This window comes from Acinetobacter sp. UBA3106 (assembly GCA_002365595.1).
In the GTDB taxonomy this organism is placed as follows: domain Bacteria; phylum Pseudomonadota; class Gammaproteobacteria; order Pseudomonadales; family Moraxellaceae; genus Acinetobacter.
On sequence record DFAM01000010.1, the window covers coordinates 110,347 to 137,120 of the forward strand.

Genomic DNA, 26,774 nt, shown 5'->3' on the forward strand with positions numbered 1-26,774 from the left:
ACCAATTTCAGGATTGATCTTGCTCAGTGCTCCGGCCTTGTAAACCTCCAGTATGCATAACCAAGATTCGTGTATCTGGAGAAAATTGATTTTGCTGAATTAAATCCATTAAGCCCATCATCATTTTGGCGGTATACACCTGCTCTAAAGCAAGGTTCTGCTCAGCTTCAAAGGACTGCATAAACTTTAACAGTTCAGGCGTGGTTTTAGCATAGCCACCACAGCAATAGGCATCGGTGATTTTCCAGTTTTTTTTGCTGGTCCATTGCTGGACATCGTGCTGTAAAAAATCACCTTTTAAAGCAGAAAAACCCCACACAGTTTGATGTGCTGCACTGGCTTCAATCAGGCCTGAAATTGTTCCGCCAGTTCCTACGGCACAGCAGATCAGGTCATAATTTTTCTGGTCTTCGGCAGTTAATATTTCCTTGCAACCCTGGATGGCCAGCGTATTTGTTCCACCTTCAGGAATAATGTAATGTGCTGGATAGTGCTGTTGCAGTTGCTCAAGAAATACAGGATCGGTTTTTTCCCGATACTGTTCACGCGAAACGAAATGCAATTGCATGCCAAACTGCTGCGCCGTGGCCAAGGTATGATTGAGCGCTTTATCTTTGAGTTCTTCGCCCCGGATAATACCCACACTTTCAAATCCAAACAGCTGTGCTGCATAAGCGGTGGCAGCAATATGATTGGAATAGGCGCCGCCAAAAGTCAGGATCTTTTTAAGCCCTTGCTGTTTTGCATCCAGAAAGTTGTATTTCAGTTTAAAAAACTTGTTGCCGGAAATCTGTGGATGAATCTGATCCAAACGCTTCACAGTAACAGTAACAGTGACCGGGGCATCCAGCTTAAGTTTTTGATAAGTCACTGACTGGGCAATATGATCAAACATTTCATCATGATCCACAAAAATTTAAGCGTATTGTATCCAAAATATGGTGATCTGAGCTTTGCTGTTTGGATCAGGATGATCTGAGCCATACTTCAATAGCAAGCATGAAGTAAAAAAATTTCACAGACCTCTGCTATATAGCGCATATGTTTATATGTCTTATTTGTAAATATATCTTAAGTAATTGAATTTAAATAATAAAAATATGATTACAAAATGTGCAATGATGCTAAGCTAGAACATATAACAATGATGAAAAAGAGGATATGTGATGAAGACGCTATCCCTGGGATTATCGCTTTGCATGTTGCTGCTCATGACGGCTTGCGATGCAAAAGATGATTATAACAAGCCAAAAACTGAAGTTAGAACCATGATTATTGGTGGCGTGCCTGTGAGTGATCATGATTATCGTGTTGATCAGCTCAGCGCGCGTGAAATACAGCCAGACTTACAAAAGTAAATCGTTTTAAATCAATATGAGTTTGAGCTGATACTGTTTTTAAAGTACTACTATTTCGCATCATTAGCAGCCACTTTATAGCCTGGCTTTATTTGCTGTTCTGTTTACACACTAATGTAGGGTGAATCCCAGCTCGCCTATTTTTTAATGTATTTTTATTTATCTATTTATATTCATTCGGAAGAAATGTCGATCAGCGTATATTTCTGTGGCTAATTTGATCAAATAGTAGTGAATTATGAGGCAAAACCTTAAAAATGGAGCCAAATATAGCGAGATATTCAGTTTTTAAAATTGTAGAATGATCACGTAATTTTTTGGGATAGGTGTTGCTGTGGAATCAGTTTGGATTTTGGGCTCAATTGCATTTGCCTTAATGTTAGGTGCAATGAGTCCTGGACCGACATCTATTTATGTGGCTAAAAATTCAATTGCCATTTCACGCAAGCATGGTTTGTTTACCGCTTTAGGTACAGGGACAGGCGCTGCCGTTTTTGGCTTATTGGCGGTACTTGGATTACAGGCATTTTTATTAGCGGTGCCATCAGCCTACCTGGCTTTGAAAATCTGTGGTGGTTTATATTTACTCTGGTTGGCTTTTAAAATTATTAAACATGCCAAGGAACCAATTGAATCTACTTCTGATTCAAACACTCAAATGTCATTGCGCCGTGCCTTCACTACAGGCTTAATTACCCAGCTTTCCAATCCAAAAATTGCGATTGTGCTGGCCAGTATTTTTACTGCACTTTTACCCAAGGAAATTCCGACCTATTATTATTTTGTATTACCGCTACTGTGCTTCTTTATTGATGCAGGCTGGTGCTCCCTGGTTGCAGTTGCCTTGTCGGCCGAAAAACCGCGTCGTGTCTATTTAAAATTTAAAGCCGGTTTTGACCGTGCTGCAGGCGGGATCATGACTTTACTGGGCTTGAAACTCATCTTTGGAATGAAATAAATCATTTAATTATGATCTAAGTTGATTTGATTGCAGTAAATACTTTGTATTCAAAATACTGAAAATAAATTGAATAATTTCGAGATGAAGAGAACACGCACATTGTAGATGACGTTTCCGAGTTTATCTTCATTGCATGCGGTCGAGCTAAGGTTAATTAGATCGCTCGTATGGCTCAGATCGACCAGTAAGATTAAAATAGAATGTACAAAATAAAAGACCGACGATTCGAGTGATGATGAAATCGTCGGTCAAAAAATCTGTTGCAAGTTTTAGCTTGGGCTGCTGTTCCTCACTAAAACTTGAAACTAAGTTTATTGCTTTAGAAAAGTTCACCGAAAATATTGTGGATGCCGGTACAAATTAACGGTTTATGAACTTCGTACCCTATATAACGCAGCGGTTTACAGATTGGTTGACAATAAAATGAAAAAAAACTCATTTTTTTTTATACTGATCATCTAAACGTTGCTTATGCAGGCCTATTGTGTCATTAACTCGATATTTTTTATGGTTTTTTTTCTTTTGTTTTATTTTTACCTGTATCTGCGGTGTACTGGCTGCTTTACTGCCAACCGGCATGGGTGGCATTTTGACCATTGTGCCTTATTTAACCGCCATGATTTTAGTGCTGTATAAATTTTTAAAACAACAACAACGCGCTCCAACTGCTCAAGAACAAAAAAAAATCACCTGGGGATTTACCCTGATTTTTTGGGGCTATAACCTGGCCTTTTTATTGCTCGGCATTGTCCTTTTTGCCAAGAATGATCCTGAAGTCTGGCAGAATTTTCTTTTATATCTCAAAAATGTGCAATTTATGAGTATTGTGCTGATCATGTTCCTGCTGATTGCCATTCCACTTTATATTTTGACCTACTGGTTTTATGGCAAACAGGCCCAGCGCATGGCCAAAAAAATGTTTGGCTAAACGACACGGATGTAGGCTTGAGTTTTAAACTGTCTTGATCTATAGATAAGAAAAAACAGGCGAGACCTAAAAATGCAAAAAGCATGTGTATTGATTACCGGCGGCAGTGGTTTTATTGGCTCGCATCTGCTGCCTTATCTGTTGGCCCGTGATTATGCGGTGGTAGGGCTAACTCGCCAGAAAAATAAACGTTCCAATCATCCTGATCTTAGCTGGATTCAGCATTTAGACGAACTGAAAACCGATCGGATTGATTATGTGATCAATTTGGCGGGTGAAAGCATTGGGCAAGGGCGCTGGACAGCCAAAAGAAAGCAGCAATTGATTGACAGTCGGGTAGAGACCACGCATCAGCTCTATCGCTACTTGGAAAAAAGACAGATTTTTCCAAAGCGAATTATTTCCGGTTCTGCCGTTGGCTATTACGGTATAGACCCGACTGAACAATGGTCGACCCTTTGTACAGAACAGTCAGCACCCCAAGCTATTTTTATGTCGGAATTGTGCCAGTTATGGGAGCAGGCAGCCCTCAGTTTTAGCCAGCAAAAAACCAAAATTATTCGTCTTGGCATAGTCTTTGGAAAGCATGGCGGAATTCTGCCACGTATGTTATTGCCGATTAAACTGAATCTGGCAGGGAAAATCGGACATGGGCGGCAACCTGTCGTTTGGGTACATGTGCAAGATGTGCTTAGAGCAATTGAATTTTTAATGCTTAATGAAACTGAAGCACAAATATTTAATGTCGTGTCGCCTGAGAGGGGAACACAGGCGCAGTTTGTCAAAACCGCTGCACAAGTTTTAAAACGCAAACCGTTATTCTCTTTACCGGCTTTTGTTTTGCGATGGATGTGGGGTGAACAGTCACAACTGGTATTGAATGGGCAATATGTCGTGTCCAAGGCCCTGAAAGAGGTCGGTTTTGAGTTTCACTATCCGACTTTAAAAATGGCTTTAGAAGATATATTAGTGAGCCATTAAACCTGCTTCAGATTTAAGACGCTCAGTGCTATAAGCTGCTGGATTCACTAGAGGCGTTTGCTCCAGCATCAGCTGTCTGAGTAAACGTGCAGATGCTGGCCCCATACATAAACCATTGCGGAAATGGCCGAAATTGGCCCACAAATTATCTATCTCAGGCATTTTCCCGATATAGGGAACACCGGTTGGAGAGGCGGGTCTTAAACCGGCCCACTGTTTCTCGATAGGAAACTGTGCCAGTTCGGGAACCATCTCGAAACAGGCTTCTAAAATTTTCTGCGTGGTGCTTGCGGTGGGGGTGGTATCAAAACCGCAGTCTGCCATGCTGGAACCACAGACCACATGACCATCCAGACGTGGAATTAAATACATCACATCATTCATGCACATGGTCGGCAACCAGTTTGCAGGGGTTTTAAACAGCACCATTTGCCCCTGAACAGGATATACGGGTATTTCCATCTCCAATTGTTCAGACCAGTGCTGCGACCAAGCGCCGGTAGTGATCACAAACTGATCTGCCTCATAAGTTTTGCCATTCTTAGCAGCTATGGACTGCACCTTGCCATTTAGCATATTGAACTGCTCAATCGGGCAATATTCGACAAATTCGACTTGTGGATGCTGTTTTAAATAGGTAGTGATGGATTGCAGTAAACGTGGATTTCTGACATTGGCAATCTGGGGGAAATAAATCGCGTGCTGAAATTTGGCATCAATAAAAGGATTAAGCTGTTCGATTTGTTCTTGTTGTAAATATTCGCATTGCTGCATGGGTTCCTGAAATTGCCGGGCATAATTCAGACCAGTTTCAAAATCGGTTTCATCAAAAATCAGCAGGCCAGTTTCATGAATTTCAAAATCAATGTCTGAAACAGGCTTGAGCTTTTCATTCCATTCTAAATACAGTGACTTGCCATATTGCGCTAGCTGATTCACCGCATGCGGATAACGCCACGGATACATCGGGGAAAGAATACCGCCACCTGCCCAGGATGCCGCTTTACCTGCTTGCTGCTGATCGAAAATAATCACGGAACATCCCTGTTCCACAAGCTCTAAAGCAGACATCAGACCACTAATGCCCGCTCCAATGATGGCAATTTTCATCGCTTGCGCCATTGATTCTTATTTCATGTCTTTCAGTTTAAGGGCTGCTTCTTCAGCAAAGTAAGTCCAGATACCATCAGCACCGGCACGGCGGCAGCTCATCAGTGATTCAATGATCACGCTGTCAGATAACCAGCCATTTTGAATGGCACCGGCCAGCATCGCGTACTCACCGCTGACTTGATATACGAAAGTCGGCACACCAAACGTATCTTTGACTTCACGCACGATATCCAGATAAGGCATACCCGGTTTGACAATCACCATGTCTGCGCCTTCCTGAATATCCAGTGCAATTTCGTGTAGCGCTTCGGCGCGGTTGCCAATGTCCATCTGGTAATTGTATTTGTTGCCGCCTTTCAAATTACTCGATGAACCGACTGCATCACGGAAAGGCCCATAAAAACTGGACGCATATTTGGCTGAATACGCCATGATGTTGGTATAGATATGACCATTGGCTTCCAAAGCCTGACGAATTGCACCGATACGGCCATCCATCATGTCACTTGGCGCCACCACATCTGCACCGGCGTCGGCATGACTGAGTGCCTGTTTAATCAGGCATTCCACGGTTTCATCATTCAGCACATAACCGGTGTCATCAATAATGCCGTCCTGACCATGCGTGGTATACGGGTCTAAGGCACCATCTGTAATCAGCACCATTTCTGGCAATTCTTTTTTCAGTAAACGGACGGTACTCTGAACTAGACCGTCTTCACGCCAAGCAGCTTCAGCGGACAGACTTTTATCTTCTTGTGGCGTAACTGGAAATAGCGCTAATTTGGAAACACCCAATTCCAGTAAACGTTCTGATTTTTTTAACAGCAGATCAGCAGATAGACGCTGAACATTCGGCATACTTGGAATATCTTGGGTCTGATTTTGCCCCGGGAGGACGAATACTGGGTAAATGAGATGATCGGTCGTTAGCTGGGTTTCCCGTACCATGGCACGTAATTGGTCATTTTTACGGATGCGGCGCATACGAGTAGCAGGAAAGGCTGGACGATTGAACGTATAAGTCATAACAATCTCAATGATCAGTATTAAACTAGCAGCTATTGTAGACTCATAATTTGAGTTTAGGGCGACTGTATTCATTTTTTATTTAATCAAGGTAACTCGAGCAGACTATGACGCAAGCAGAGAAAAATTGGACTGGCAACATTCACTTAGGCTCGAAAGTTGATATCGATGTGGTCCTTATGCAGCTATGCAAGGCCTTTAATAAATCTCCTTTTTTTCAGCATAACGGCATGACCATGCGGGTAGTGGATGGGCAGATTGAAGCGTATATCGAGATGCAGCCTTATATGATTGGCAACGTCGCGTTTCAGATTCTGCATGGCGGAGTGGCAGCAACAATCCTAGACAGTGTCGGCGGCATTGTGGCGATGGGAGAGCTGTATAAGAAAGCCAATGTGGATGATTTGCCTGATACCATCAAAAAAGTATCACGTTTGGCAACAGTCGATATGCGGGTCGATTATTTGGCACCGGGCCGCGGCAAGTCATTTACTGCACGTGCTGAAACCTTGCGTTTAGGTCGTAAGGGTTGCACCATGCGTATGACTTTGGTGAATGATGAAAACAAACCGATTGCAACTGCAATTGCGTCTTATGCTTATTAAGTTTGTTGTAAGACAGGCAAGTTAAACTCAGTAAAAGTTAGATAAATATTCGGCATTGAATGAAAATTCGCTGCCGAATTTGTTTTTGAAACTGATGAGTTACATTTTTATTCTCATCATATGAATTTTTCACATTAAAATCACGCCAATAAAATTGAAAAAATGACTTTCTCATCCACATCATCTCCAAGACAACTCTTGTCTCTATGCCTGTAGTTTGAAACTGCAATGCATTGAGGATGGCTGGTGACCAAGTCTGTTGGATTTAGGACATATTGATGACAGATGCTCAAAATACCCTGCCAGAAACACAACCAGATCAACCGGTTTCCGATTCAGCCTTAAAAGCGAAACGTAAAAAAGCCTTGGGTTTTGTCGCGCTGATTTTAATCATTGCTGCAATTCTGTATGCAATCTGGAAATTATTTCTCAGCCATTCTGTCGAGACCGATAATGCCTATGTCGGTGCAGAGACGGCTTCAATCACATCCATGGTGACTGGACAAGTCGAACAGGTACTGGTCAGTGATACCCAAACGGTCAAAAAAGGCGATGTTCTGTTACGTGTAGATCGCCGTGATGCAGAAATTGCCGTTGCTCAGGCCAAAGCAGAAATGATCAAGGCACAGCGTCAATATAAACAGACACAAGCCAATAGCAGCTCGCTGAATTCACAAATCTTTGTCAGTGATGATGCGATTCATAGTGCCGAAGCCAAAGTGGCCGAGGCCAAAGCAGAAATGGACAAGGCACAGGATGACTTAAACCGTCGTGAAAAACTGAGCGCCTCTGGAGCCATTTCTAAAGAAGAACTCAGTACGGCACAAAGTGCGCTGAATACCGCCAAAGCGGGCTATGCATCGGCACAAGCCGGTTTGGCACAAGCCAAATCAAGCCAGAAAGCAGCACAAAGCAACCTGGCTGCCAATGAAGCGCTGATTCGTGGTGCGGATGAAAATAGCACGCCCGATGTTTTGGTTGCACAAGCCAAATTGAAACAGGCGGTGTTGGATCTGGAACGGACTGAAATTAAGGCACCATTTGATGGGGTAGTGACACGCCGTAATATTCAGGTCGGTCAGCGTGTGGCGCCGGGCACTGTGTTGATGATGGTGGTACCGACCTCACAGCTTTATGTCGATGCCAACTTTAAAGAAAGCCAACTGGAAAAAGTCCGTCCAGGTCAAAAAGTGGTTTTAACCTCTGACCTGTATGGCGATTCTGTTGAATATCACGGAACGGTACAGGGCTTCTCTGGCGGAACAGGTTCTGCCTTTGCCCTGATTCCTGCACAAAATGCGACAGGTAACTGGATTAAGGTGGTTCAACGCTTGCCGGTTCGCATCAAGCTTGACCCTAAAGAACTGGCTGAACATCCGTTACGGGTGGGACTGTCTATGGAAGCGAAGATCGATTTGTCTTCGAAGTAGTCATTTATGAATAACTACACTCCAATACCGAACCTGACCGGCGGCCGCTTACTTTTGGCGGCATTTGTACTGGCCTTTGCCAATTTTATGGTCGTGCTCGACATGACCATTGCCAATGTCTCGGTTCCTCATATCACCGGCAGCCTTGCGGTTTCTGCATCGCAAGGGACCTGGGTGATTACTTCCTATGCCGTTGCCGAAGCCATTTGTGTGCCTTTAACCGGTTGGCTGGCTGGACGCTTTGGTGCAGTCCGGATCTTTGTGATCAGTCTGTTTGGCTTTACCTTGTTTTCGGTGCTTTGTGGTTTATCTACCAGTCTGGAAATGCTGGTGTTCTGCCGAATAGGTCAAGGTCTGTTTGGCGGTCCGATTATGCCACTCAGCCAAACCTTGCTGATGCGTATTTTCCCGCCAGAGAAACAGTCGCAGGCGATGGGCATGTGGGCCATGACCACCGTTGTGGGACCCATCTTAGGACCGATCCTTGGCGGTACCATTAGTGATAACTGGTCTTGGCACTGGATTTTCTTTATCAATATTCCCGTCGGGATTGGCTGTGCGCTGGCCGCCATGCGTTTGCTGAAGCCTGCTGAAACGGAAACCAATAAACTCAAAATTGATCTGGGTGGCTTATTCCTGCTGATTTTATGGATTGGTGCGTTACAGTTAATGCTGGATTTAGGCCATGAACGGGATTGGTTTAACAATCCGTTTATTGTCATTCTGGCCATTATCGCCTTGGTTGGCCTGATCATTTTTACTATTTGGGAACTCACTGAGCGCCATCCGGTAGTGAATATCCAGATCTTTAAATATCGAGGATTTACCATTTCCGTTCTGGCCTTGGCCTTTGGTTTTGGGGCTTTCTTTGGCAGTATTGTCATGATTCCCCAATGGTTGCAGATCAATCTCGGCTATACTGCCACCTGGGCGGGTTATCTGACAGCCACTATGGGTTTTGGCAGTTTGTTGATGTCGCCGATTGTGGCCAAACTGGCGACTAAATATGACCAGCGTGCATTGGCCAGTTTTGGTCTCTGTTTGCTGGGCGTAGTGACCTTGATGCGGGCGTTCTGGACGACAGAGGCTGACTTTATGGCTTTGGCTTTTCCGCAAATCTTGCAGGGTTTTGCTGTACCATTCTTCTTTATTCCTCTGTCGAATATGGCGCTGGCTTCAGTGTTGCCTCAGGAAATGGCTTCTGCTGCGGGTTTGATGAATTTCCTCAGAACCATGGCGGGGGCCATTGGTGCCTCTATTGCCGTTACCATTTGGGATGACCATAGTAAAGTGGCACGCAGTGAGATGGCGGGAACTTTGCATGTCGATGAAGTACAAAATACTTTGCTGCAAAGGGGAATGAGCCCGGAAAGTACTTTGGGCTATATTTCCAGTCTAGTTGATAAAGAAGCATCTACCTTATCGGCCAATCATGTGTTTTTAATTCTGGCGATGGTCTTTGTTTTTGCCGGACTGATTATCTGGTTATGTCCACGGCCTAAGAAGGGTGTCACCGGTGGCGGTCATGCCCATTAATAAAAAACCGCTTTTCGAAGCGGTTTTTTATTGTTTGAAAATTCTTAAATATCGGATTTGGCACGTTTTAATGCGTTTTGCCATTTACTTAGATGAAACTGGCGCTGGTCTTCATTCATGTTCGGCTCAAAAGCGCGTTCCAGTTGCCAGGATGCAGAAATATCCGACATATTGGAAAATACACCAGCTTTTAATCCGGCCATGGCTGCTGCCCCCCAAGCGGTGGATTCCAGCATTTTAGGACGCAATACCGGCACATTTAAGATATCGGCCTGAAATTGCATCAGCATGTCATTACTACTTGCGCCGCCATCCACACGCAGCTCTTTTAAGGGATGAGCAATATCGGACTGCATCGCCATCAGTACATCGGATACCTGAAAGGCAATCGATTCCAAAGCAGCACGGGCAATGTGGGCTTTATTGGTCCCACGCGACATGCCGCAGAGCAGGGCACGGGCATCGCTGTCCCAATGCGGTGCACCGAGTCCGGTAAACGCAGGCACCAAAACTACGCCGTCTGTATCCTCTACTTGGCAAGCCAGCTGTTCGATTTCACGGCTATTTTGAATAATCCCCAAACCATCGCGTAGCCATTGCACAATGGCACCTGCCATAAATACACTGCCTTCCAGTGCATAGGTGGTTTTTTCATGACATTGCCAGGCTAGCGTGCTGATGAGTTTGTTATGGCTAAATTGCACCTCATGACCGGTATTAAATAGCATGAAACAACCTGTGCCATAGGTATTTTTTGCTGTACCGATCTCAAAGCAGGACTGACCAAACAGGGCAGATTGCTGATCGCCTAAAATCCCCATAATCGGGATATTGGCTCCGAGCAAACCTGTAGCTGTGTCGGCCATATAGGTATCCGAGGCAATAATATTCGGTAAAATGGAATGCGGGATATTGAACAGATCAAGTAATTCTTCATCCCAAGTCTGAGTTTTCAGATTCATTAACATGGTACGGGAGGCATTACTGGCTTCTATGACGTGTTCGGCACCTTGGGTCAGATTCCACATCAACCAGCTATCGACGGTACCAAAAGCCACATGACCCTGCTGAGCCAAATCACGTAGCCCGTCAATATTTTCCAGTAGCCAAACCAGTTTTCCGGCACTGAAATAAGGATCAATTCTTAAACCGGTTTTTTGCTGGATTTTATCCTGCAAATTTTGTTGTAGAAGTTGATTACACCATTCAGTTGCACGGCGGTCTTGCCAGACAATTGCAGGGGCAAGCGGTCTGCCCGTGCGTTTATCCCAAACCACGGTAGTTTCACGTTGATTGGTTAGACCAATAGCTTGAATATCTTTAGCAAGAATACCGGCAGAGGCTAGGGCTTGCTGAACGACAGCAATTTGAGTGGTCCAAATTTCCTGTGCATCCTGTTCTACCCAGCCTGAATGCGGTGTGGCTATATGTATTTCACGTTGAGCTGTTGCCTGAACTTTTCCTTGTTCATTGAAGATGATCGCACGGCTAGAGGTGGTTCCCTGATCAAGTGCAAGTAAATAGCTCATAATTTTTTCTTTTATAGGACTTGAAAAATAAAATATTAGCGCAATTATTGTATTAATCGCATATGTTTGTGTAAATGTTTAAAAAAACCCACTGCGGATTTAGACATTTATGCTATGATAGCGGTTCATTTGGGGGTGTTTCTGGCTTCGACGCTGGTGATGAAACTCATAGATGCATGTCGAGAGCGCATTTTCTCTCGTAAATCAAATTTGCATTTTAATAGTCGCAAACGACGAATCATACGCTCTAGCTGCCTAAGGGCAGCTTGTCCGCCTCTCCGAATACTTGTGGTTAGAGAGTCCGACTGAAGCGCACGCACACAAGTCCGTATAAAGCCAAGCCTCGGGGCTTTGTACTAAACTTAGAGGATCGCGATTTGTACCCTGTTCGTCGGGTCACAAAGAGTTAAAATAATAGACGATATCTAAGCATGTAGTATTCTCGAGCGTAGTGCTGGCGGACGCGGGTTCAACTCCCGCCACCTCCACCAAATTCTTAAATTTATATGTTGTTACATTACGATATATGAATTAAAAAGCCTTAGACATCAGTGTTTAGGGCTTTTTTTATGCCTGTATATAACTTTGTATGAATGAGCACATAGCTTGTTGCTGTGTATGGTAGTGTGTATAGTGTGAGTTAGTGAAAAGCCACCATACAAGAAAGGTTATGAAGCGAGATGATGTAAATAAGTTTCCAATGAAGGACACCACACTTAGTGCATTGGAGTTTGAAGAAAAAGAATATCGTTTGAATAATGGTGATAATCTTTATTTCGTGGTCAACCCTAAAGGTAATAAACGCTGGGAACTACGATATAAAAAGCCTAGTACAGGTAAATGGTCGTTTTTAGGGTTAGGTGCATATCCCGAAGTTGGTTCAAAGTGGGCACGACAGAAAGCTGATGAGGCTCGAAAGTTAATATCTCAAGGTATTGATCCAGTTGTACAGAAAGCTGAAGAAAGATTAGCGACATTGGAGCAAGGGGCTTATACATTCAAGCAACTCGCTGAAGAGTTTTATCTGACAAAAACTTGGACACCTGATACTACAGCTCGCAATGTAGGTGCATTAAATAACCATGTAATGCCTGCAATGGGTAAGAGAGATTACCGAAATATCACTAAACAAGAATGGCATGATCTCTTTCAGGAGATACAAAAAAAGCTGAATCCCCGAACGGGTAAACCTATTATTGAAACAGGTCAGCGTGTCACAGCATTGGTACGAGAAATTTATGATTATGCTGAGGTAATAGGTAAAGCAACATATAATCCTATTACTAATTTGCATAAGTATCTTAAAAAACACGAAAGCAATGGGATGAAGCATGTAAGTGATGAGGAACTGCCAGCATTATTGCGAGCTATTGATAAATATCCTGCATCGGATACACGTATTGGTCTTAAATTGCTTTCAATACTCTTCAGCAGACCATCGGAATTAAGAGAGGCAAAATGGGAAGAGTTTGATTTGGCAAAGGGTATATGGTTAATCCCAGCATCAAGAATGAAAATGAAGAAAGAGCATAAAGTTCCACTAGCAACACAAGCCTTATCGTTGCTGCAAGAGCTAAAGCAATTAACAAGTCATTCACCTTTTTTATTTCCTAGCAGGAGTAATAAAGGGCAACCTAAGTCGGATACGATATTTATCGAAGCCTTAAAAAGAATGGGTTATGGTGGAAAGCAAAACCCTCATGGATTCCGTCATATTGCGAGTACAACTTTAAATAATCAGTTTAGTGACAAGCCTCAAGTTGTGGAAGCATGTTTAGCGCATACTAAAAATGGTGTTAAAGGCACTTATGATAAGGCAACACATTTTGAAGAGCGTAAAACGATGATGCAATGGTATGCTGATCATCTTGAAAAGTTAGCAGATGATAGCGTTATTCATTTTAAGCGAGCTTGATATTTTAAAATCATTCGGATTTACGCCGTGGTGGTAGTTTGAGTTGTTAAGCACCATATATCCCATTATTGATATTTTATTAGACATACCTATGTACCGCACTTATTGATAATGGGAAAATTTAGAGTGGGTTTATAGATATATAAAGGGCTTAACAATGGTTTTAAATGGTTAAATAACAATCTATTAACAACAAATATAAGTTGAATTTTTATATAAATGAAAGTAATATAAAAAGAATTATGTTATATGTTAATGCAACATAACGGAATGATTGTGCAATAGCATAGATTCATTTCTCATTACCTAAAGTCTAGGTAACACATCTGAAAACTTAACTGCTCTACATCTAGTTCAAATGAACTATCGAGGTGTGGGGTTTTCTGCATTCTAAATTTCATTAAAAGGAGAATTATCATCCAAAACTTTAATCTTAACCTATCAAACAATGAGGAAGAAGCTAACTTAAATTTATACGCAATTGATTATCTGAAGATAGAAATACAACTAACTAATAATCCAAGTAAGTTATCTGAAAAAGTAGTTATTCCTTTTGTAAAGTGTGGTACTGAATATTTTCCACAACAAGAATCTTATGGTCAACAATGGATACAAGGTTCTCATCGTGACCAAATACAAATTAAATCTAAGAATGAAAATACATTGCTTATACAAGGTAATTTCTTTAAATGGTTATATGGACATAACGTCACAGGCACTACCGATTTAATGGGTCTGGTTGCTGAAACAGTTCGTCAGTTATTACAGCGTTATGATGCTTTAATGCCAACACAAGATGAGCTAGATAATATTAAGCAAGGGATGTTTAAGATTCATCGTATTGACTTGAATAAAGCGATTCTATTTGAAGATAAACAACAAGCTCAATTGTATTTGGCAATGATCAAAGAGCATGGTACTTATCCACGGCGTAAGAAAGAAACGCATGGGAATGGCACTTACTTTGGTTTGAAAAGTACACGTACCACTTTGCTTTATTACCATAAAGGAACTGAGGTTAGTTCACACAAGAAACAGCAACAACGCATAACAGCAGAATTAAAAGCTTATGCTGATTGTATGGTGCGATGTGAGGTTCGTTTATTCAGTCAGCATCTACGTGATAACAACTTAAATTATGGTTATCAGTGGTGTGAAAATTTAGTAAAGCAGATTGTTGAAGAACAGCATTCTTTATTAAATCTACCACCTCCAATAACGGAGGCGGATTTAGAACCAAAATATGTAAGATTCTTGGCAACATCAAGGCAGGGTGCATTACCCATTGCTTATACACCTAAGACCATTGCTCGATATAAGCGTGATTTAGCTAAGCTTGGGGTATCTGTATGATAAATGGAAATGAGTCTGTAACACGCAGTATAGGAGGAAATAAGGGGGATATGAATATGATGTACACAAAGCTACGCTTAACGATTAAAGATGTTTGTCACATGCTGTCGGTAGAGCGTGATAAATTAAATAAATTAGTTAAAACTGATCCAAGCTTTCCAAGACCAATAAAGGAAGGGGCAAGCAGGCAAGCTGCTGTATATTTTGACTACAACGAGTTAGTAAACTGGTGGGAAGATCAAAAACAAGCTCGATATAGCTGATGTTTGATAAAGACCAAGATAGCTTATGTTGTCTTGGTTTTTAATAATGATTAGTTAATGTGAGCCTATTACTATAAGTGTTGAAGGATTAATATGAAACAATATGAAGCATTGTTTAAAGATGATGAAATAGATAAATATCCATTTGAAGAAATCCCATTAGATACAGACTGTATTCTGATGAGTGAAATGTATATGGAAGATTTTGATAAAGAGCTTCAAAAAATGCTTCAAGGGAAAGATAGCAATCCCTATAAAATAGGTTATGGTGCTAGAGTTGCGTTCAGAAAAATAAATAGTAGTTCGATTAATTTATCTTGGTATGCTAATACTCATACGAGATTTCATGAAGTATCAGTAACTCTATCTAAAGAAAAAATTAAAAAGTGTGTAGGTTGTTGGCGTTACGATATTAAACCATATGTGTTTGTTGATCATGAATGGTTGGAACAACTCTATTTAAAAGAGTATTCAATATTTGCACTAATTGATGCAATTGGAGTAAAAAAAGCTATACAAGATGGCATTCTTACAAAAGATAAATTAATCGAGTTAAGAAATGCAATTGATGAGTTAGCGCATACTGAAAAAGACATTGCTTTTATATCCTTTGCAGATAGTCTTATTTTGAAAACCAATTGGGTGATTGGGTATTTTGATAAAGGGATAACTTCTTCTTATAAACCTGAAAAGATTCTTCATGTAATAAAAGAGCTTGATAATATTTACCAAGATATCCTGGGACTACCGATTTATGCTGTGCTTACTCAAGGTGATAATGAATATCATGGTGAATCTTTACTTCATATATCAAAAAACCAGAATCATATTTGCCTAAATAGTCTAGGTGTACCTTTTGCTGAACTTATGGCTATAGAGAACTCTGCAAAAAAAGCGATAAAGACTGGAATACACCCACCAGCACAACTTTACTTAGATGAGCAATTTTATCGATCAATTGATTTCAAATTTGAGTTCCAAAAAAATGATAAACCCAAAAATCTATATTCACCAATCATGAAGAGTACGGATTCAAATTATTTTTATGGATCGTGTAATACTTTATTGGATAATTTGAAGAACGATAAAGATAAAATTTGAAAGTATTTGTATGGTATTTTGTATGGTGTGTATTTTTATTTTAATTAATAAAATATAAATCAGTAACTTATGTTTTAAATTTAATTGACGCCACCCCGACTGAATGTAAAAAAGCCTTTAAACTCAATGTTTAAGGGCTTTTTTATTGGCTGTATTGTCCGATCCTGTCCTAAGCGATTTGACCCAATTTTTGCTTTGTGTGGGTCAATATTGGGACAATTTGACCCACTAAATAAGTTTAATTACCTGCGACAAAGATATGTCACTTACTGATGTGATGTGTAAAAAAGCACTGCCGCAGGAAAAACAGTACCGTCTTTCTGATATTAACGGTCTGTCATTACGAGTCGATCCGAATGGGAAAAATAATGGTCTAAACTAGATTCAACTATTCAACGTAATATTTTCTATTTATTAGCGCTTATGGCTTTACAGATCACGAACAATGGATGAGGTGAAATTAAGTTTATCTAGTTGATTTTTATAAAGTGAAAGATAATTTAAGTCAATTAGAGTTGAACCTTATTAAAGTTGAAGAAAGTGAAGTCCAATCATTAGATTATAGTGAAATTAAAATGACTAAAAATAGTCGTATTAATCATAAGGCTAAATAAATTAAATAGAAAATTAGAGTTAGTGAATGATTAAAAATGTGGGTTTGGGAATTGGACTGGGTTTAAATTATAAACTGGTTAACCAGATTATTCTGACTGCTAATTATTCATATGTATCAGGTGACAATAAGTTTTTTTGGCGACCTCGGATAATAGACTTTATATACTAGGTAGTAGTGATACGTTAAACGACTCATAACTTGTTATTAGCATAATAATTCAATCAATATTTTAGTTTTTTAATGAACCATAATGACATCATATTGCGACTCAACCGATGTCATTATGAGTGTAAAACGATTTAACCTAGGTCATTTTTTGGTAAATGATTTTTTATACTCAAGGTCCATAACAGGATTGTTATTCCCAAATAGAAATGTCCTATATGGACATTTCTATTTGGGACTTTTATACCTGGACTTTGCATAAGAGATTTTATGTTAAATAAAAAATATTTATGATTTCTTCAAAATAAGAAAACCGCCTCACAGGCGGTTTTCTTATTTAATATTGCTATTTATCAAAATTTAAAACGGTAAAATTTGGTGGTTGATATATGATTTGTGCATGGGAAAAAATCGTCATTCCCGAAATTAAAAACATCAATATCGTTATTATGGCACTATATAATTGCATTCATTACTTATCAAACCTAATAGACTAGCATATTACATTATATTGTTACATTTACCATATAAAATTGATTTTATTTTATTTTTTATAAAATATGGATCTTTTATTAGAAAAATAAATATATATATTAAAAAACTTGATTATTTATATTTTTAGTGTATATTTAACTTAACTAGAAAAAAGTCTTGTTTCGGTAAATCTTCTTTAAGTATCGTAGTTTTAGTCATAATCCTTCGTTTTTTCAGATTTTAAGTCTCATTCTTTATTATTTCAAAGTTATAATCAGTCAATAAATTGACTAAAAATTATTAAAAATTAGTAGGATATATTATGTCAAACTCAAATGTTGTTAAAGGTACTGTAAAGTGGTTCAACGAAACTAAAGGTTTTGGTTTTATTCAACCAGAATCAGGTCCAGACGTTTTTGCTCATTTCAGCGAAATCGCGAATTCAGGTTTCAAAACCTTATTCGAAGGCCAGCAAGTTGAATTCAGTGTAGCTCAAGGTCAAAAAGGACCGAATGCTGTAAATATTGTTGCTATCTAAGTAATAATAGGCAGTAATAAAAAGCACTTATGAGTGCTTTTTTTATACTCTAAAATTTGTTTTACAAGTTGAAAAAATCTTTAAAAAATAGGATATAAGTTGCTAAAAATAAATGATTTAATTGCAAGATCTAAAAATGGTACTGAAATTATTGTTTTATTAATTCCCTTCAAAAAAATGCAGAATACACGTCAAGGTTTTAAACAAATTGAAGTTGGTAAAAGAGGTCTGCTGGAATCTGGAATAGAGGTTGATTTAAATTTGGATGGCCGTACATTTTATACTTCTCTAAATCAGTTATTTAAATTAAATCATAAATTTGTTTATTGATAAAATTATTAAAAATCAACAATTTATTTAAATTTTTTTCACTACGATTTTATTAAGGTTATATATATATGTTTAAACAGAGTCTCAGCGTGAAAGATCAGTTTGGTGTTAAACGCTCTATTCAAGCAACAGTGGATCATCAGTTTGCCACTACGCAATCTCATGCGAATATAAAACATATCACTGTTGATGGTGAAGATATTCGTCCCAGTTTTGAAATGTTTTTCCAGAGCACTATAAGCGGAAAAATTTTTAAAATTACATAAATAATGCGAATTTTCAACTCGTACTTTTTTATGTGTATCATTGGAAGTTAGAGAATAACTCCATCAAATTGGAAGGACTGATTTCTTTATTACGCAACATTCAGTCCTTTTAATTTAAACTGGAATATTAAATCGTATACATAACCATTTCAAAAATAATTGTTTATGATTAAAATTTGGTGCAGCTATAGCATCTACTACTAACCATGATTTATTGAAATTTAAAGTGAATTTTAATGGTTACTTCGCTTCAAATTCACCGACTCTATGGTCATGAAGTTCAAAGAAAAACTCCTTTAACCTTTTAAATTGAGTACTATTCTGAAAATTTGGAGATTCTTTTAAAAAGTTATAAATTTGTTCTTGGACTGCTCCCAGGTATCCTAGACATGAGACAGCCTCATTTTGAAGCTGCTTCAAAGGCTTCTGGACTCATCCCATCAAGATGCGAATGACGCCTGATTCGATTGTAAAACATCTCGATATAATCAAACACATCTGCACGGGCCATTTCTCGAGTTTTATAGATTCTCTTTTTAATTCTTTCCTTCTTCAAGCTGCTAAAAAAGATTCTGCAATAGCGTTATCCCATGAGCAGTATACTGCGCAAGTGAGTGTATGATCGGGTTCATTTGGCCTACGTCGCTACACTATGCTACCGCAACATTAAATAATGATCCGATCCAAGCACTGAATAACATGGCGATAATACCCCAAAGCATGACCCGAACCGAACCTCTCCAAATACTTGCACCGCCAGCATAACTGGCTAAGGCTCCCATAATTCCGAGGCTTAAAACCCCAATCAGCATGACGCCTTTCTCTAAGTATGACTCAGGCAGAAGCATGATTGAAATTAAGGGAAATAATGAGCCTACAGTAAATGCAGTGGCTGAAGAGAATGCAGCGCGAAAGGGTTGGGCAGAGGTATGGGCTGAAATACCAATTTCATCACGAGCATGTGCGTCTAAAGCATTGTGGTCAGTCAGTTGTTGCGCGACTTCTTGTGCTAAATCAGGTTGTAATCCACGCTGTATATAAATATTCTTTAGCTCATTTAATTCATGTTCAGGATGGCGTTGTAATTCACGTCCTTCCATCTCTAAATCATTCTTTTCAATGTCTTGTTGTGATTTAACGGAGATATATTCACCCGCAGCCATTGATGCAGCCCCAGATATTAATCCGGCGACACAGGTGATCAGTAAAGTGTGGGTAGATGCTCCACTGGCCGCTATTCCCACCACAAGACTTGTGACTGAAATAATCCCGTCATTTGCCCCCAGCACAGCCGCACGCAACCATCCAGCACGTTCGAAATAATGTTTTTCAAGATGATATGAATGGCGCATAATGTATATTCCTTTTTTATTATCATGCTGATTATAGTTAAATTTATTGAATTTGTAGATATTATTATTGGCTTATTCAAAAACCTTGCTTAACAAGAAAGGATAATAGTTCGCGGCTCAGCACCCTGTGTTACAAACACAAGTTAAAAAATATTTTGAGTACTTGATCAATTATTTTACGAGCGTACTAAAAGATTTTAAAAGCTAATTTTACTTAACCTAGTACTTAGTAGATCATTTATTCCCTTTAATCCACAAATTTAGAGGTACTGATAATCCGTCCTAATGTTCTCTCCTATACAAAAAAATAGACAAAATGTATCTGGGGAAGACATAGTAGTCCAGTGAATGAATATAACAGTCTTATTTATAAATTAATTTAACTACAAATAATGACGAGAAATAGGAAAATGATTTCACTTCTAGTGGAGTAAAGTGAAATCATTTTAGAATGTTGACTAAAACATATAATTTTATAAGAGCCAGGTACTTTTGGTTGATGTACTGTGCTTTTAAACTGAACTGGAGAAACTCTTTGCGCGCTGTTCACTATAAATTTTTGATAATTATATTGCTCATGCTTGCAGCGGGTTTTGCTGTATTTCGCTGGTGGCAGGGGCCCTTGTTGCCAAGTTATACCGTGACTTCAATGCCCTTGGTGCAAACTGTAGTGGCGACCGGGCGTGTAGCGACGGTATCGCGTGCACAGATCGGCAGTGAAATTACCGGTGTAGTGCTGGAACGTCGGGTTCAGGAGGGTGACCAAGTTGCGCCGGGTGATCTGCTTTTAGTACTGAAATCGGATGAACTTACTGCTCAAGTGCGCCAGGCCGAGCTTGCACTGACTGAGTTAGCCAGCAGCAGACGTCCACAGGCAGCAGCAGAATTGGCGACTGCTAAAGCTCAGCTGGAACAGGCTAGCCGCGAAGCAGCACGTAGACGCAATTTAGAAGCTGGCGTACTGTCAGCAGAAGAAATAGAAAAGGCCGTTGAAGCGGAAAGAGTCGCTCGCAATAATTATGAAACAGCGCAATTAAAAGCAGCAGCATTGGCATCGGGTCAAGTAGAGGAAGCCAAGCTTCGTGAGCAACTTGCTGCAGCACAGGCGCAATTGGCCAAGACTAAAATTCGCTCTACAGTCGCGGGTAAAGTACTGACACTTGATGTGGAGCCGGGTGATCTGATTCAGCCTGGTCAGACCTTATTCTCCATTGCACTAGATGGCAATACGGAAATTCGGGTGCCGCTGGATGAGCGCAATTTATCCCGGCTCGCCTTAAAGCAAAAAGCCGTTGTCATCGCAGATGCTTACCCAGAAAAGACTTTTCCTGCCCAGATCAATTTTATTGCACCGAGCATTGACCCACAGCGTGGTACGGTCGAAGTTAGATTAACCGTGGATCCAGTCCCTGAGTTTTTGCGTCAGGACATGACTGTTTCGGTGAATGTCGAAACTGACCGACGTGAGCGAGCCCTGGTGATCCCGAATGATGCTTTAAGTAGCATTAAGGGAAATAAGGCTGTGGTGCGGCTGGTACGGGATGGAAAAATACAGCATCAGCAGGTCACTTTAGGTTTACGTGGACTGGCCATGTCAGAAGTGGTTTCAGGTTTGAGGCAAGGAGATCAGATACTGGCTGATGCCGAATCTACATTAGAAGATGGTGCACGAGTACGCTTGAAACCGCAAAAAATGGCATTAGCGAGTCAGGCTGATGATACAGATAGCAAAAATGAATTACCGGTGAAATTCGATTGAAAAACTTTTTCGGGCGGCTTTGGACGGAGTGGACCATCGCAATCAGTTTTTTGCGAGAAGGGCGTGCGCAATCTATTATGATCACGGTGGGTGTCGCTGTGGGTGTTGCCGTGATCGTATTTATTAGCGCTTTAATTCAAGGGCTACAGTCGAATATTGTTGAACGTACTTTGGGTACTCAGGCGCATATCCGTTTGCTGTCACCGGATGAAGTGAATCTGATTGTGCCGCCTGCACCCGGTACCATACAGCTATTGCAGGAAGATAAACGCGCACAGCGACTGCGCTCGATCAATAACTGGCAGGAAATTACCGAAACCTTGGATCAGTTGCCGGTATTGACTGCTGTTTCACCTGTAGTGTCTGGGCCTGCCTTTGTACAGCGCGGTGATGCGGTCGAATCGGTCGCCTTGGTTGGTATTAACCTGGAACGTTATCAACAGATTATTCCTTTAAAAGAGTATTTAACCAGTGGTCAGCTAAGAATAGGCGCGGATGATGTGCTGATTGGCAGTCAATTGGCCAAAGATCTGGGCGTACAAGTCGGCAGCAAGTTGCGACTGGATACTGGTCAGCAGAACAGTGCAGTGGTGAATATTGCCGGAATATTTGAACTGGGCGTGCGCGAACTGGATTCGCGTTATGTCTATCTGGATTTGAAACAGGCACAGTCCTTATTGAGTCTGCCCGGCGGCGTGACCGTAATTGATCTCACCATCGCAGATATTTTTGAGGCAGATAATGTGGCTGCACAGATAGGACGCCTGACTTCATTGAAAGCCGAAAGCTGGATTAAAACCAATGCACAGCTCATGAATGCAATTACCGCGCAGAGTCTATCGACCAATATGATTATTATATTTGTTGCAATTTCAGTGGCTTTTGGCATTGCCAGCGTAATGTCGGTCAGCGTGGTGCAGCGAACCCGGGAAATTGGTATTTTACGTGCAACTGGTGCAACCCAGTCTCAAATCTTAAGAGTTTTCTTATTTCAGGGCGCAATCTTTGGCCTGCTCGGTTCGATTCTCGGCAGCGTGGTCAGTTATGGCTTAGTCTGGGTATTTAATAATTTTGGTCCAGGTTTGTTTTATATTCCGATCTCGATCAATCTGGTGATATTGGCCTTGTTACTGGCTACATTGACTGGTGTATTGGCTGCGGCTGTGCCATCGCGACGGGCAGCGGCACTTGATCCCGTGGAGGCAATTCGTCATGTCTGAGCAGTTTCAGGAAGTACTGCGTTTAGAGGGGCTGCGTAAGTCTTATAATATTGGTCAGCCTAATGAAGTTGAGGTACTGCATGGCATTGATTTGTGTATTGAGCGCAATGATTTTGCTGCACTGATTGGTCCTTCCGGCTCTGGCAAAAGTACCTTATTGAACATTCTGGGCTTGCTGGATAAACCCAGTAGTGGCGAGCTGTATTTACTGGGTCAGGCCACCAGTGGCATGGATGATAGCGGACGCACGGCACTGCGCGGCAACAGCATTGGTTTTGTGTTTCAGTTTCATCATCTGATTCAGGCCTTTACCGCCTTGAATAATGTACTGATGCCGTTGATGCTGACCCGAGGCAAGCCCAACAAACAGGCATTAGAGCGCGCGCGTGAATTGCTGGCTGCGGTGGGCTTGGAAAAATTTGCTGACCGTAAACCGAATGAACTTTCCGGTGGGCAGCAACAGCGGGTGGCGATTGCCCGAGCCTTGATCACTGAACCGGCATTGCTCTTGGCGGATGAACCTACAGGTAATCTGGATACCCAGACCGCTGCTGAAATGTTTGAGCTCTTTCGTAAAGTGCATCGTGAACGTGATTGTGCTGTACTGCTGGTGACGCATGATCCACGCCTGTCAGCCACTTGTGATCGAACCATTAATCTGGTGGATGGCCGTATTGAAAGTGATTCAAAAAAATAAGTTCAGCTTATCAAGATTTATGATCATTATGGTGGGAGAACCAGCTCAAGACTCACGCCTTTGAAGTATTGTGAATTTGTTATGTAATGCTATGCAGAGGCAGTAAGAAAGCAATAATTGATCAGTCTAAGCTTGATGTTTGGCAATGATTTATCTGCCGGAATGACACTGATAAAATCTTGCCAATATAAAAGCCAAATTAAATATAAAAAATTAAATTCAGCATTTAAGGTATTTTTTATTTTCTGAATTGTTCGATTTAATTCAATTGCAGATATTCAATGCAAAAGATCACAGTGAAAAGATCAACAAAATAATCTTTGAATTAGTCAATAAACGTATGAGCTAAATTCAGGTAGCAGATATCTTGCAGATCATGAATCAGACCGCGGCTAAGACCCTGATTAAGATAAATAGTTATTCATATTCGAAATGCCTTTAAATTGCTCAGAAATACGTTTAAATCAATAAAAATACAATTATGAAATAGGTCGATTTCATTTTTTAGTTAAATATAGAAAAGGTGTCGAATAACTGAGTTCAACTGATATCGGAACACATTGTAGTTTTGCCAAATAGCCTAAGTTCTAATCTCCACGAAGAGGTGAAATGATGAATATTGCAAAGAATACGATATGCCTTTGGTACGAGAATGACGCTGAAGGCGCTGCACGATTTTATGCCGAGACCCTCCCAGATTCATCCATCGGTGCGATACATCGTGCACCAGGAAATTATCCATCTGGGCATGAGGGTGACATTATTACCGTTGAATTTACAGTACTGGGAGTTGCATGCCTCGGACTAAACGGTGGGCCAGGATTTAAGCACAGCGAAGCGTTCTCATTTCAGGTGGCAACCGAAAGCCAGGAAGAAACAGATCGCTACTGGAATGCAATTGTCGGAAATGGCGGTCAGGAGAGCGAATGTGGCTGGTGTAAGGACAAGTGGGGAATCTCTTGGCAGATTACTCCAATCGCGCTAATTAAAGCATATACCAGCCCTGACCGTGCAGCCGCCAAACGCGCATTCGATGCCATGATGACGATGAAGAAAATTGACATTGCTGCAATAGAAGCAGCATTTCATGGTTGAGATGTAAGTGATCTGAAAACTCATTCGAGTTCAGCCTGCTTGATTAGATGGCTTAACTCAAAGCATTTTGAACGGAGCTAAATTTACAAACCAAAGCAAATTGCAGAAGGTTTTTATCAGTTGCCTGATGAGAGATTGCAAAGTTAAAGTCTTCACTATCTTCAACAGAGGTCAAAGCAGCCGGAGCTGCTTTTTTATTGCGAAGATTAAGCTGCAACGAGATCAGTGGTAATCAGTTCAACACCTGAGGCTGCCTGGATTTGTTCTAGAGTCACATCCTTTGCAAGTTCAATCAGTTTCATGCCTTCAGCAGTAATGTCCATGACCCCCAGTTCAGTGATGACACGGTTAACCACGCCTTGACCCGTCAGTGGCAGGGTACAATGTTTCACGATTTTCGGGCTACCATCTTTCGCACTATGCTCCATCAGGACCACAACTTTTTGTACGCCAGCAACCAAGTCCATCGCACCCCCCATACCTTTGACTTTTTTACCCGGAATCATCCAGTTTGCAAGATCACCTGTTTCAGACACTTCCATCGCGCCTAAAATCGCGATATTGACATGACCACCGCGAATCATGGCAAATGATTCAGAGCTTGAGAAAAATGCCGCGCCTTGACGTGCAGTGACTGTCTGTTTACCCGCGTTGATGAGGTCAGGATCAACGGTGTCTGCCGTGGGAAATTCATCGATACCGAGCAAGCCATTTTCAGACTGCAGCCAGACGTTGATGTTGTCCGGAATATAGTTGGCCACCAGTGTCGGCAGACCAATACCTAAATTGACATAGAAGCCATCTTCAAGCTCAAGCGCCGCACGCTGTGCCATTTCATTACGTGTCCAAGCCATGATTAAGCCTCCGCCTTTAACGTCATTTGTTCAATGCGTTTTTCAGGGGTTGTATTCAAGACAATACGATTGACATAAATACCCGGTAGGTGGATGTCATCTGGATCGATTTCACCAATCTCAACCACCTGTTCCACTTCAACCACGGTGAACTTGCCGGCAACAGCACATTCCGGATTAAAGTTACGTGCCGTTTTACGGAACACCAGATTGCCAGCTTTGTCTGCTTTATAGGCTTTCACCAATGCAACATCAGCAGTTAAAGTATCTTCAAGAATATATTCCTGACCATTAAAGATGCGACTTTCTTTGCCTTCGGCAATGAGAGTACCGACACCGGTACGGGTGTAAAATGCAGGAATGCCTGCACCGCCTGAACGGAGTTTTTCAGCTAATGTACCTTGTGGAGTCAGTTCAACTTCAAGTTCACCACTTAAGTATTGGCGTTCAAATTCTTTATTTTCACCGACATAAGATGAAATCATCTTTTTGATTTGTTTGGTTTGCAGTAATTTGCCTAAACCAAAGTTATCGACACCGGCGTTGTTGGAAATACAGGTCAGATTTTTAACCCCAGTATCTTTGAGTGCTTCAATCAGTGCTTCAGGAATACCACATAAACCAAAACCACCTACCGCAAGGGTTTGACCATCGGCAACAATGCCTTCCAAGGCTTCTGCTGCGCTTGCAACCAGTTTATTCACGTGCTTAATCCTTTAAATCAATGATCTACTTTTGCAGCTGCTGAGTTATTTTCAAGCTCGTCTGCATGTAAGAAATGGGTATGGTGTGGGGCACGTTTGGTTTTTGACCATTCTTCCAACATCTCGTGTTTCATTTTTTCGCTAATCATGGCGATTTTTTCAGGTGCTTTTTCATCATCATATGCCAACTCTAAACGGTGACCATTTGGATCGAAGAAGTAAATGGAATGGAAAATGCCGTGATTGGTAATGCCCAAAACATTTATGCCATTGGCTTCCAAATGTGCTTTGGCTTCAATTAATGCCGCGCGGTCTTTAACCTTTAAGGCAATGTGCTGAACCCATTTTGGGGTGTTTTCATCACGCCCCATTTCAGGTTGGGTTGGCAGTTCAAAGAAGGCCAAAACGTTGCCATTACCGGCATCTAAAAATAAATGCATATACGGATCAAAGGCTTTGGTGGATGGCACATGATCTTCGGCAAATGCCAAAATAAAGTTCATGTTCAGATTTTTTTTGTACCAGTCCACCGTTTCTTTGGCATCTTTGCAACGGTATGCCACATGGTGAATTTTTTCAATTTGTATTGCCATTTTAGATGT

The 26,774-nt window shown here is 41.0% G+C and carries 27 protein-coding genes, 1 other RNA gene and 2 pseudogenes; 21 read left to right on the forward strand and 9 right to left on the reverse strand.

Annotated elements, in window-relative coordinates:
* Nucleotides 1-7: 7 nt before the first annotated feature.
* Nucleotides 8-895 (reverse strand): 1-aminocyclopropane-1-carboxylate deaminase/D-cysteine desulfhydrase, encoded by an 888-nt coding sequence (locus B4C48_RS04205; RefSeq protein WP_291354364.1) that lies wholly within the window; start codon nucleotides 893-895, stop codon nucleotides 8-10.
* A 271-nt stretch (nucleotides 896-1,166) separates the two neighbouring features.
* Between B4C48_RS04205 and B4C48_RS04210 the strand changes: the two genes are divergently transcribed.
* The 5 genes from B4C48_RS04210 to B4C48_RS04230 all read left to right on the forward strand — a co-directional run bounded on the left by B4C48_RS04210 (nucleotide 1,167) and on the right by B4C48_RS04230 (nucleotide 4,228).
* Entirely contained in the window at nucleotides 1,167-1,358 is a 192-nt protein-coding gene (locus tag B4C48_RS04210; protein ID WP_291354365.1) for an NF038215 family lipoprotein, read from the forward strand.
* 334 nt (nucleotides 1,359-1,692) lie between these two features.
* Nucleotides 1,693-2,316, forward strand: coding sequence for a LysE family translocator (locus B4C48_RS04215; protein WP_291354366.1), 624 nt, complete (start codon nucleotides 1,693-1,695; stop codon nucleotides 2,314-2,316).
* 235 nt (nucleotides 2,317-2,551) lie between these two features.
* Nucleotides 2,552-2,683 carry a hypothetical protein gene (locus B4C48_RS04220; protein ID WP_257221656.1) on the forward strand — a complete coding sequence of 44 codons (132 nt, stop codon included), beginning with the start codon at nucleotides 2,552-2,554 and terminating at the stop codon, nucleotides 2,681-2,683.
* Between the two features lie 117 nt (nucleotides 2,684-2,800).
* Nucleotides 2,801-3,247, forward strand: a complete 447-nt coding sequence (locus B4C48_RS04225; RefSeq protein WP_291354430.1) for an ABZJ_00895 family protein — start codon at nucleotides 2,801-2,803, stop codon at nucleotides 3,245-3,247.
* 72 nt (nucleotides 3,248-3,319) lie between these two features.
* Complete coding sequence (locus B4C48_RS04230) at nucleotides 3,320-4,228, forward strand: TIGR01777 family oxidoreductase (protein ID WP_291354367.1); 909 nt, start codon at nucleotides 3,320-3,322, stop codon at nucleotides 4,226-4,228.
* Here the strand turns inward: B4C48_RS04230 and B4C48_RS04235 are convergent.
* Together B4C48_RS04235 and hemB are read right to left on the reverse strand one after the other, a co-directional pair.
* Nucleotides 4,214-5,338, reverse strand: a complete 1,125-nt coding sequence (locus B4C48_RS04235; protein WP_291354431.1) for an NAD(P)/FAD-dependent oxidoreductase — start codon at nucleotides 5,336-5,338, stop codon at nucleotides 4,214-4,216. The genes B4C48_RS04230 and B4C48_RS04235 overlap by 15 nt on opposite strands.
* Nucleotides 5,339-5,356: 18 nt before the next feature.
* Complete coding sequence (hemB, locus tag B4C48_RS04240; protein ID WP_291354368.1) at nucleotides 5,357-6,370, reverse strand: porphobilinogen synthase; 1,014 nt, start codon at nucleotides 6,368-6,370, stop codon at nucleotides 5,357-5,359.
* A 107-nt stretch (nucleotides 6,371-6,477) separates the two neighbouring features.
* Here hemB and B4C48_RS04245 point away from each other — a divergent pair, with 107 nt between their 5' ends.
* From B4C48_RS04245 to B4C48_RS04255, 3 genes are all read left to right on the forward strand, one after another.
* The gene (locus B4C48_RS04245; protein ID WP_291354369.1) at nucleotides 6,478-6,975 is read left to right on the forward strand and encodes a thioesterase family protein; all 498 of its coding nucleotides are present in this window, start codon (nucleotides 6,478-6,480) and stop codon (nucleotides 6,973-6,975) included.
* Nucleotides 6,976-7,253: 278 nt separating this feature from the next.
* Nucleotides 7,254-8,405, forward strand: coding sequence for an HlyD family efflux transporter periplasmic adaptor subunit (locus B4C48_RS04250; RefSeq protein ID WP_291354370.1), 1,152 nt, complete (start codon nucleotides 7,254-7,256; stop codon nucleotides 8,403-8,405).
* A 6-nt stretch (nucleotides 8,406-8,411) separates the two neighbouring features.
* Entirely contained in the window at nucleotides 8,412-9,941 is a 1,530-nt protein-coding gene (locus B4C48_RS04255; protein WP_291354371.1) for a DHA2 family efflux MFS transporter permease subunit, read from the forward strand.
* Between the two features lie 44 nt (nucleotides 9,942-9,985).
* Here B4C48_RS04255 and glpK read toward each other — a convergent pair whose 3' ends face one another.
* A complete protein-coding gene (gene glpK / locus B4C48_RS04260) occupies nucleotides 9,986-11,470 on the reverse strand; it encodes a glycerol kinase GlpK (RefSeq protein WP_291354372.1) in 1,485 nt (494 codons plus the stop codon).
* 131 nt (nucleotides 11,471-11,601) lie between these two features.
* On the opposite strand from glpK, the gene ssrA reads away from it, so the two are divergent.
* The 9 genes and pseudogenes from ssrA to B4C48_RS04305 all read left to right on the forward strand — a co-directional run bounded on the left by ssrA (nucleotide 11,602) and on the right by B4C48_RS04305 (nucleotide 18,491).
* Nucleotides 11,602-11,961: a transfer-messenger RNA gene (gene ssrA, locus B4C48_RS04265) on the forward strand.
* Nucleotides 11,962-12,140: 179 nt separating this feature from the next.
* On the forward strand, nucleotides 12,141-13,385 hold the full coding sequence (locus tag B4C48_RS04270; protein WP_291354373.1) for a tyrosine-type recombinase/integrase: 1,245 nt from the start codon (nucleotides 12,141-12,143) through the stop codon (nucleotides 13,383-13,385).
* Nucleotides 13,386-13,994: 609 nt separating this feature from the next.
* Nucleotides 13,995-14,738 carry a phage/plasmid replication protein, II/X family gene (locus B4C48_RS04275; RefSeq protein WP_291354432.1) on the forward strand — a complete coding sequence of 248 codons (744 nt, stop codon included), beginning with the start codon at nucleotides 13,995-13,997 and terminating at the stop codon, nucleotides 14,736-14,738.
* Nucleotides 14,735-15,001, forward strand: a complete 267-nt coding sequence (locus B4C48_RS04280; protein WP_414631497.1) for a helix-turn-helix transcriptional regulator — start codon at nucleotides 14,735-14,737, stop codon at nucleotides 14,999-15,001. The genes B4C48_RS04275 and B4C48_RS04280 overlap by 4 nt, the downstream gene beginning before the upstream one ends.
* A 93-nt stretch (nucleotides 15,002-15,094) precedes the next feature.
* The gene (locus tag B4C48_RS04285) at nucleotides 15,095-16,102 is read left to right on the forward strand and encodes a hypothetical protein (protein ID WP_291354374.1); all 1,008 of its coding nucleotides are present in this window, start codon (nucleotides 15,095-15,097) and stop codon (nucleotides 16,100-16,102) included.
* 259 nt (nucleotides 16,103-16,361) lie between these two features.
* A pseudogene (locus B4C48_RS04290) lies at nucleotides 16,362-16,466 on the forward strand (Arm DNA-binding domain-containing protein); the annotation flags it as partial.
* A gap of 1,213 nt (nucleotides 16,467-17,679) precedes the next feature.
* Nucleotides 17,680-17,895 (forward strand): cold-shock protein, encoded by a 216-nt coding sequence (locus tag B4C48_RS04295; protein WP_086198985.1) that lies wholly within the window; start codon nucleotides 17,680-17,682, stop codon nucleotides 17,893-17,895.
* A 99-nt stretch (nucleotides 17,896-17,994) separates the two neighbouring features.
* Nucleotides 17,995-18,225 carry a hypothetical protein gene (locus B4C48_RS04300; RefSeq protein WP_291354375.1) on the forward strand — a complete coding sequence of 77 codons (231 nt, stop codon included), beginning with the start codon at nucleotides 17,995-17,997 and terminating at the stop codon, nucleotides 18,223-18,225.
* Nucleotides 18,226-18,293: 68 nt separating this feature from the next.
* A complete protein-coding gene (locus B4C48_RS04305) occupies nucleotides 18,294-18,491 on the forward strand; it encodes a hypothetical protein (protein ID WP_291354376.1) in 198 nt (65 codons plus the stop codon).
* 400 nt (nucleotides 18,492-18,891) lie between these two features.
* Here the strand turns inward: B4C48_RS04305 and B4C48_RS04310 are convergent.
* Nucleotides 18,892-19,082: pseudogene (locus B4C48_RS04310) on the reverse strand (IS3 family transposase); the annotation flags it as partial.
* Between the two features lie 59 nt (nucleotides 19,083-19,141).
* Nucleotides 19,142-19,843: a VIT1/CCC1 transporter family protein gene (locus B4C48_RS04315; protein WP_291354377.1), complete on the reverse strand. Its 702-nt coding sequence runs from the start codon at nucleotides 19,841-19,843 to the stop codon at nucleotides 19,142-19,144.
* A gap of 535 nt (nucleotides 19,844-20,378) precedes the next feature.
* Here B4C48_RS04315 and B4C48_RS04320 point away from each other — a divergent pair.
* The 4 genes from B4C48_RS04320 (at nucleotide 20,379) to B4C48_RS04335 (ending at nucleotide 24,614) form a co-directional block, all read left to right on the forward strand.
* Nucleotides 20,379-21,602 carry an efflux RND transporter periplasmic adaptor subunit gene (locus B4C48_RS04320; RefSeq protein WP_291354378.1) on the forward strand — a complete coding sequence of 408 codons (1,224 nt, stop codon included), beginning with the start codon at nucleotides 20,379-20,381 and terminating at the stop codon, nucleotides 21,600-21,602.
* A complete protein-coding gene (locus B4C48_RS04325) occupies nucleotides 21,599-22,822 on the forward strand; it encodes an ABC transporter permease (RefSeq protein ID WP_291354379.1) in 1,224 nt (407 codons plus the stop codon). Before B4C48_RS04320 ends, B4C48_RS04325 begins: the two co-directional genes overlap by 4 nt.
* Nucleotides 22,815-23,519 carry an ABC transporter ATP-binding protein gene (locus B4C48_RS04330; RefSeq protein WP_291354380.1) on the forward strand — a complete coding sequence of 235 codons (705 nt, stop codon included), beginning with the start codon at nucleotides 22,815-22,817 and terminating at the stop codon, nucleotides 23,517-23,519. The genes B4C48_RS04325 and B4C48_RS04330 overlap by 8 nt, the downstream gene beginning before the upstream one ends.
* A 612-nt stretch (nucleotides 23,520-24,131) precedes the next feature.
* Complete coding sequence (locus tag B4C48_RS04335; RefSeq protein WP_291354433.1) at nucleotides 24,132-24,614, forward strand: VOC family protein; 483 nt, start codon at nucleotides 24,132-24,134, stop codon at nucleotides 24,612-24,614.
* A 206-nt stretch (nucleotides 24,615-24,820) separates the two neighbouring features.
* On the opposite strand, the gene B4C48_RS04340 is transcribed toward B4C48_RS04335, so the two are convergent.
* The 3 genes from B4C48_RS04340 to B4C48_RS04350 are packed head-to-tail and all read right to left on the reverse strand — an operon-like array spanning nucleotide 24,821 to nucleotide 26,765.
* Nucleotides 24,821-25,468, reverse strand: coding sequence for a 3-oxoacid CoA-transferase subunit B (locus B4C48_RS04340; RefSeq protein ID WP_291354381.1), 648 nt, complete (start codon nucleotides 25,466-25,468; stop codon nucleotides 24,821-24,823).
* A 2-nt stretch (nucleotides 25,469-25,470) separates the two neighbouring features.
* Nucleotides 25,471-26,172 carry a CoA transferase subunit A gene (locus B4C48_RS04345; protein WP_291354382.1) on the reverse strand — a complete coding sequence of 234 codons (702 nt, stop codon included), beginning with the start codon at nucleotides 26,170-26,172 and terminating at the stop codon, nucleotides 25,471-25,473.
* Nucleotides 26,173-26,189: 17 nt separating this feature from the next.
* Nucleotides 26,190-26,765: a VOC family protein gene (locus B4C48_RS04350; RefSeq protein WP_291354383.1), complete on the reverse strand. Its 576-nt coding sequence runs from the start codon at nucleotides 26,763-26,765 to the stop codon at nucleotides 26,190-26,192.
* Between the last annotated feature and the right edge of the window lie 9 nt (nucleotides 26,766-26,774).

Coding starts and splice junctions, on each gene's coding strand:
- B4C48_RS04335 (WP_291354433.1), top strand. CDS start 24,132: ATGAATATTGCAAAGAATACGATATGCCTTTGGTACGAGAATGACGCT.
- B4C48_RS04220 (WP_257221656.1), top strand. CDS start 2,552: ATGATGAAATCGTCGGTCAAAAAATCTGTTGCAAGTTTTAGCTTGGGC.
- hemB (WP_291354368.1), bottom strand. CDS start 6,370: ATGACTTATACGTTCAATCGTCCAGCCTTTCCTGCTACTCGTATGCGC.
- B4C48_RS04350 (WP_291354383.1), bottom strand. CDS start 26,765: ATGGCAATACAAATTGAAAAAATTCACCATGTGGCATACCGTTGCAAA.
- B4C48_RS04210 (WP_291354365.1), top strand. CDS start 1,167: ATGAAGACGCTATCCCTGGGATTATCGCTTTGCATGTTGCTGCTCATG.
- B4C48_RS04270 (WP_291354373.1), top strand. CDS start 12,141: ATGAAGCGAGATGATGTAAATAAGTTTCCAATGAAGGACACCACACTT.
- B4C48_RS04280 (WP_414631497.1), top strand. CDS start 14,735: ATGATAAATGGAAATGAGTCTGTAACACGCAGTATAGGAGGAAATAAG.
- B4C48_RS04340 (WP_291354381.1), bottom strand. CDS start 25,468: ATGGCTTGGACACGTAATGAAATGGCACAGCGTGCGGCGCTTGAGCTT.
- B4C48_RS04205 (WP_291354364.1), bottom strand. CDS start 895: ATGTTTGATCATATTGCCCAGTCAGTGACTTATCAAAAACTTAAGCTG.
- B4C48_RS04245 (WP_291354369.1), top strand. CDS start 6,478: ATGACGCAAGCAGAGAAAAATTGGACTGGCAACATTCACTTAGGCTCG.
- B4C48_RS04230 (WP_291354367.1), top strand. CDS start 3,320: ATGCAAAAAGCATGTGTATTGATTACCGGCGGCAGTGGTTTTATTGGC.
- B4C48_RS04255 (WP_291354371.1), top strand. CDS start 8,412: ATGAATAACTACACTCCAATACCGAACCTGACCGGCGGCCGCTTACTT.
- B4C48_RS04315 (WP_291354377.1), bottom strand. CDS start 19,843: ATGCGCCATTCATATCATCTTGAAAAACATTATTTCGAACGTGCTGGA.
- B4C48_RS04285 (WP_291354374.1), top strand. CDS start 15,095: ATGAAACAATATGAAGCATTGTTTAAAGATGATGAAATAGATAAATAT.
- B4C48_RS04305 (WP_291354376.1), top strand. CDS start 18,294: ATGTTTAAACAGAGTCTCAGCGTGAAAGATCAGTTTGGTGTTAAACGC.
- B4C48_RS04235 (WP_291354431.1), bottom strand. CDS start 5,338: ATGAAAATTGCCATCATTGGAGCGGGCATTAGTGGTCTGATGTCTGCT.
- B4C48_RS04330 (WP_291354380.1), top strand. CDS start 22,815: ATGTCTGAGCAGTTTCAGGAAGTACTGCGTTTAGAGGGGCTGCGTAAG.
- glpK (WP_291354372.1), bottom strand. CDS start 11,470: ATGAGCTATTTACTTGCACTTGATCAGGGAACCACCTCTAGCCGTGCG.
- B4C48_RS04250 (WP_291354370.1), top strand. CDS start 7,254: ATGACAGATGCTCAAAATACCCTGCCAGAAACACAACCAGATCAACCG.
- B4C48_RS04295 (WP_086198985.1), top strand. CDS start 17,680: ATGTCAAACTCAAATGTTGTTAAAGGTACTGTAAAGTGGTTCAACGAA.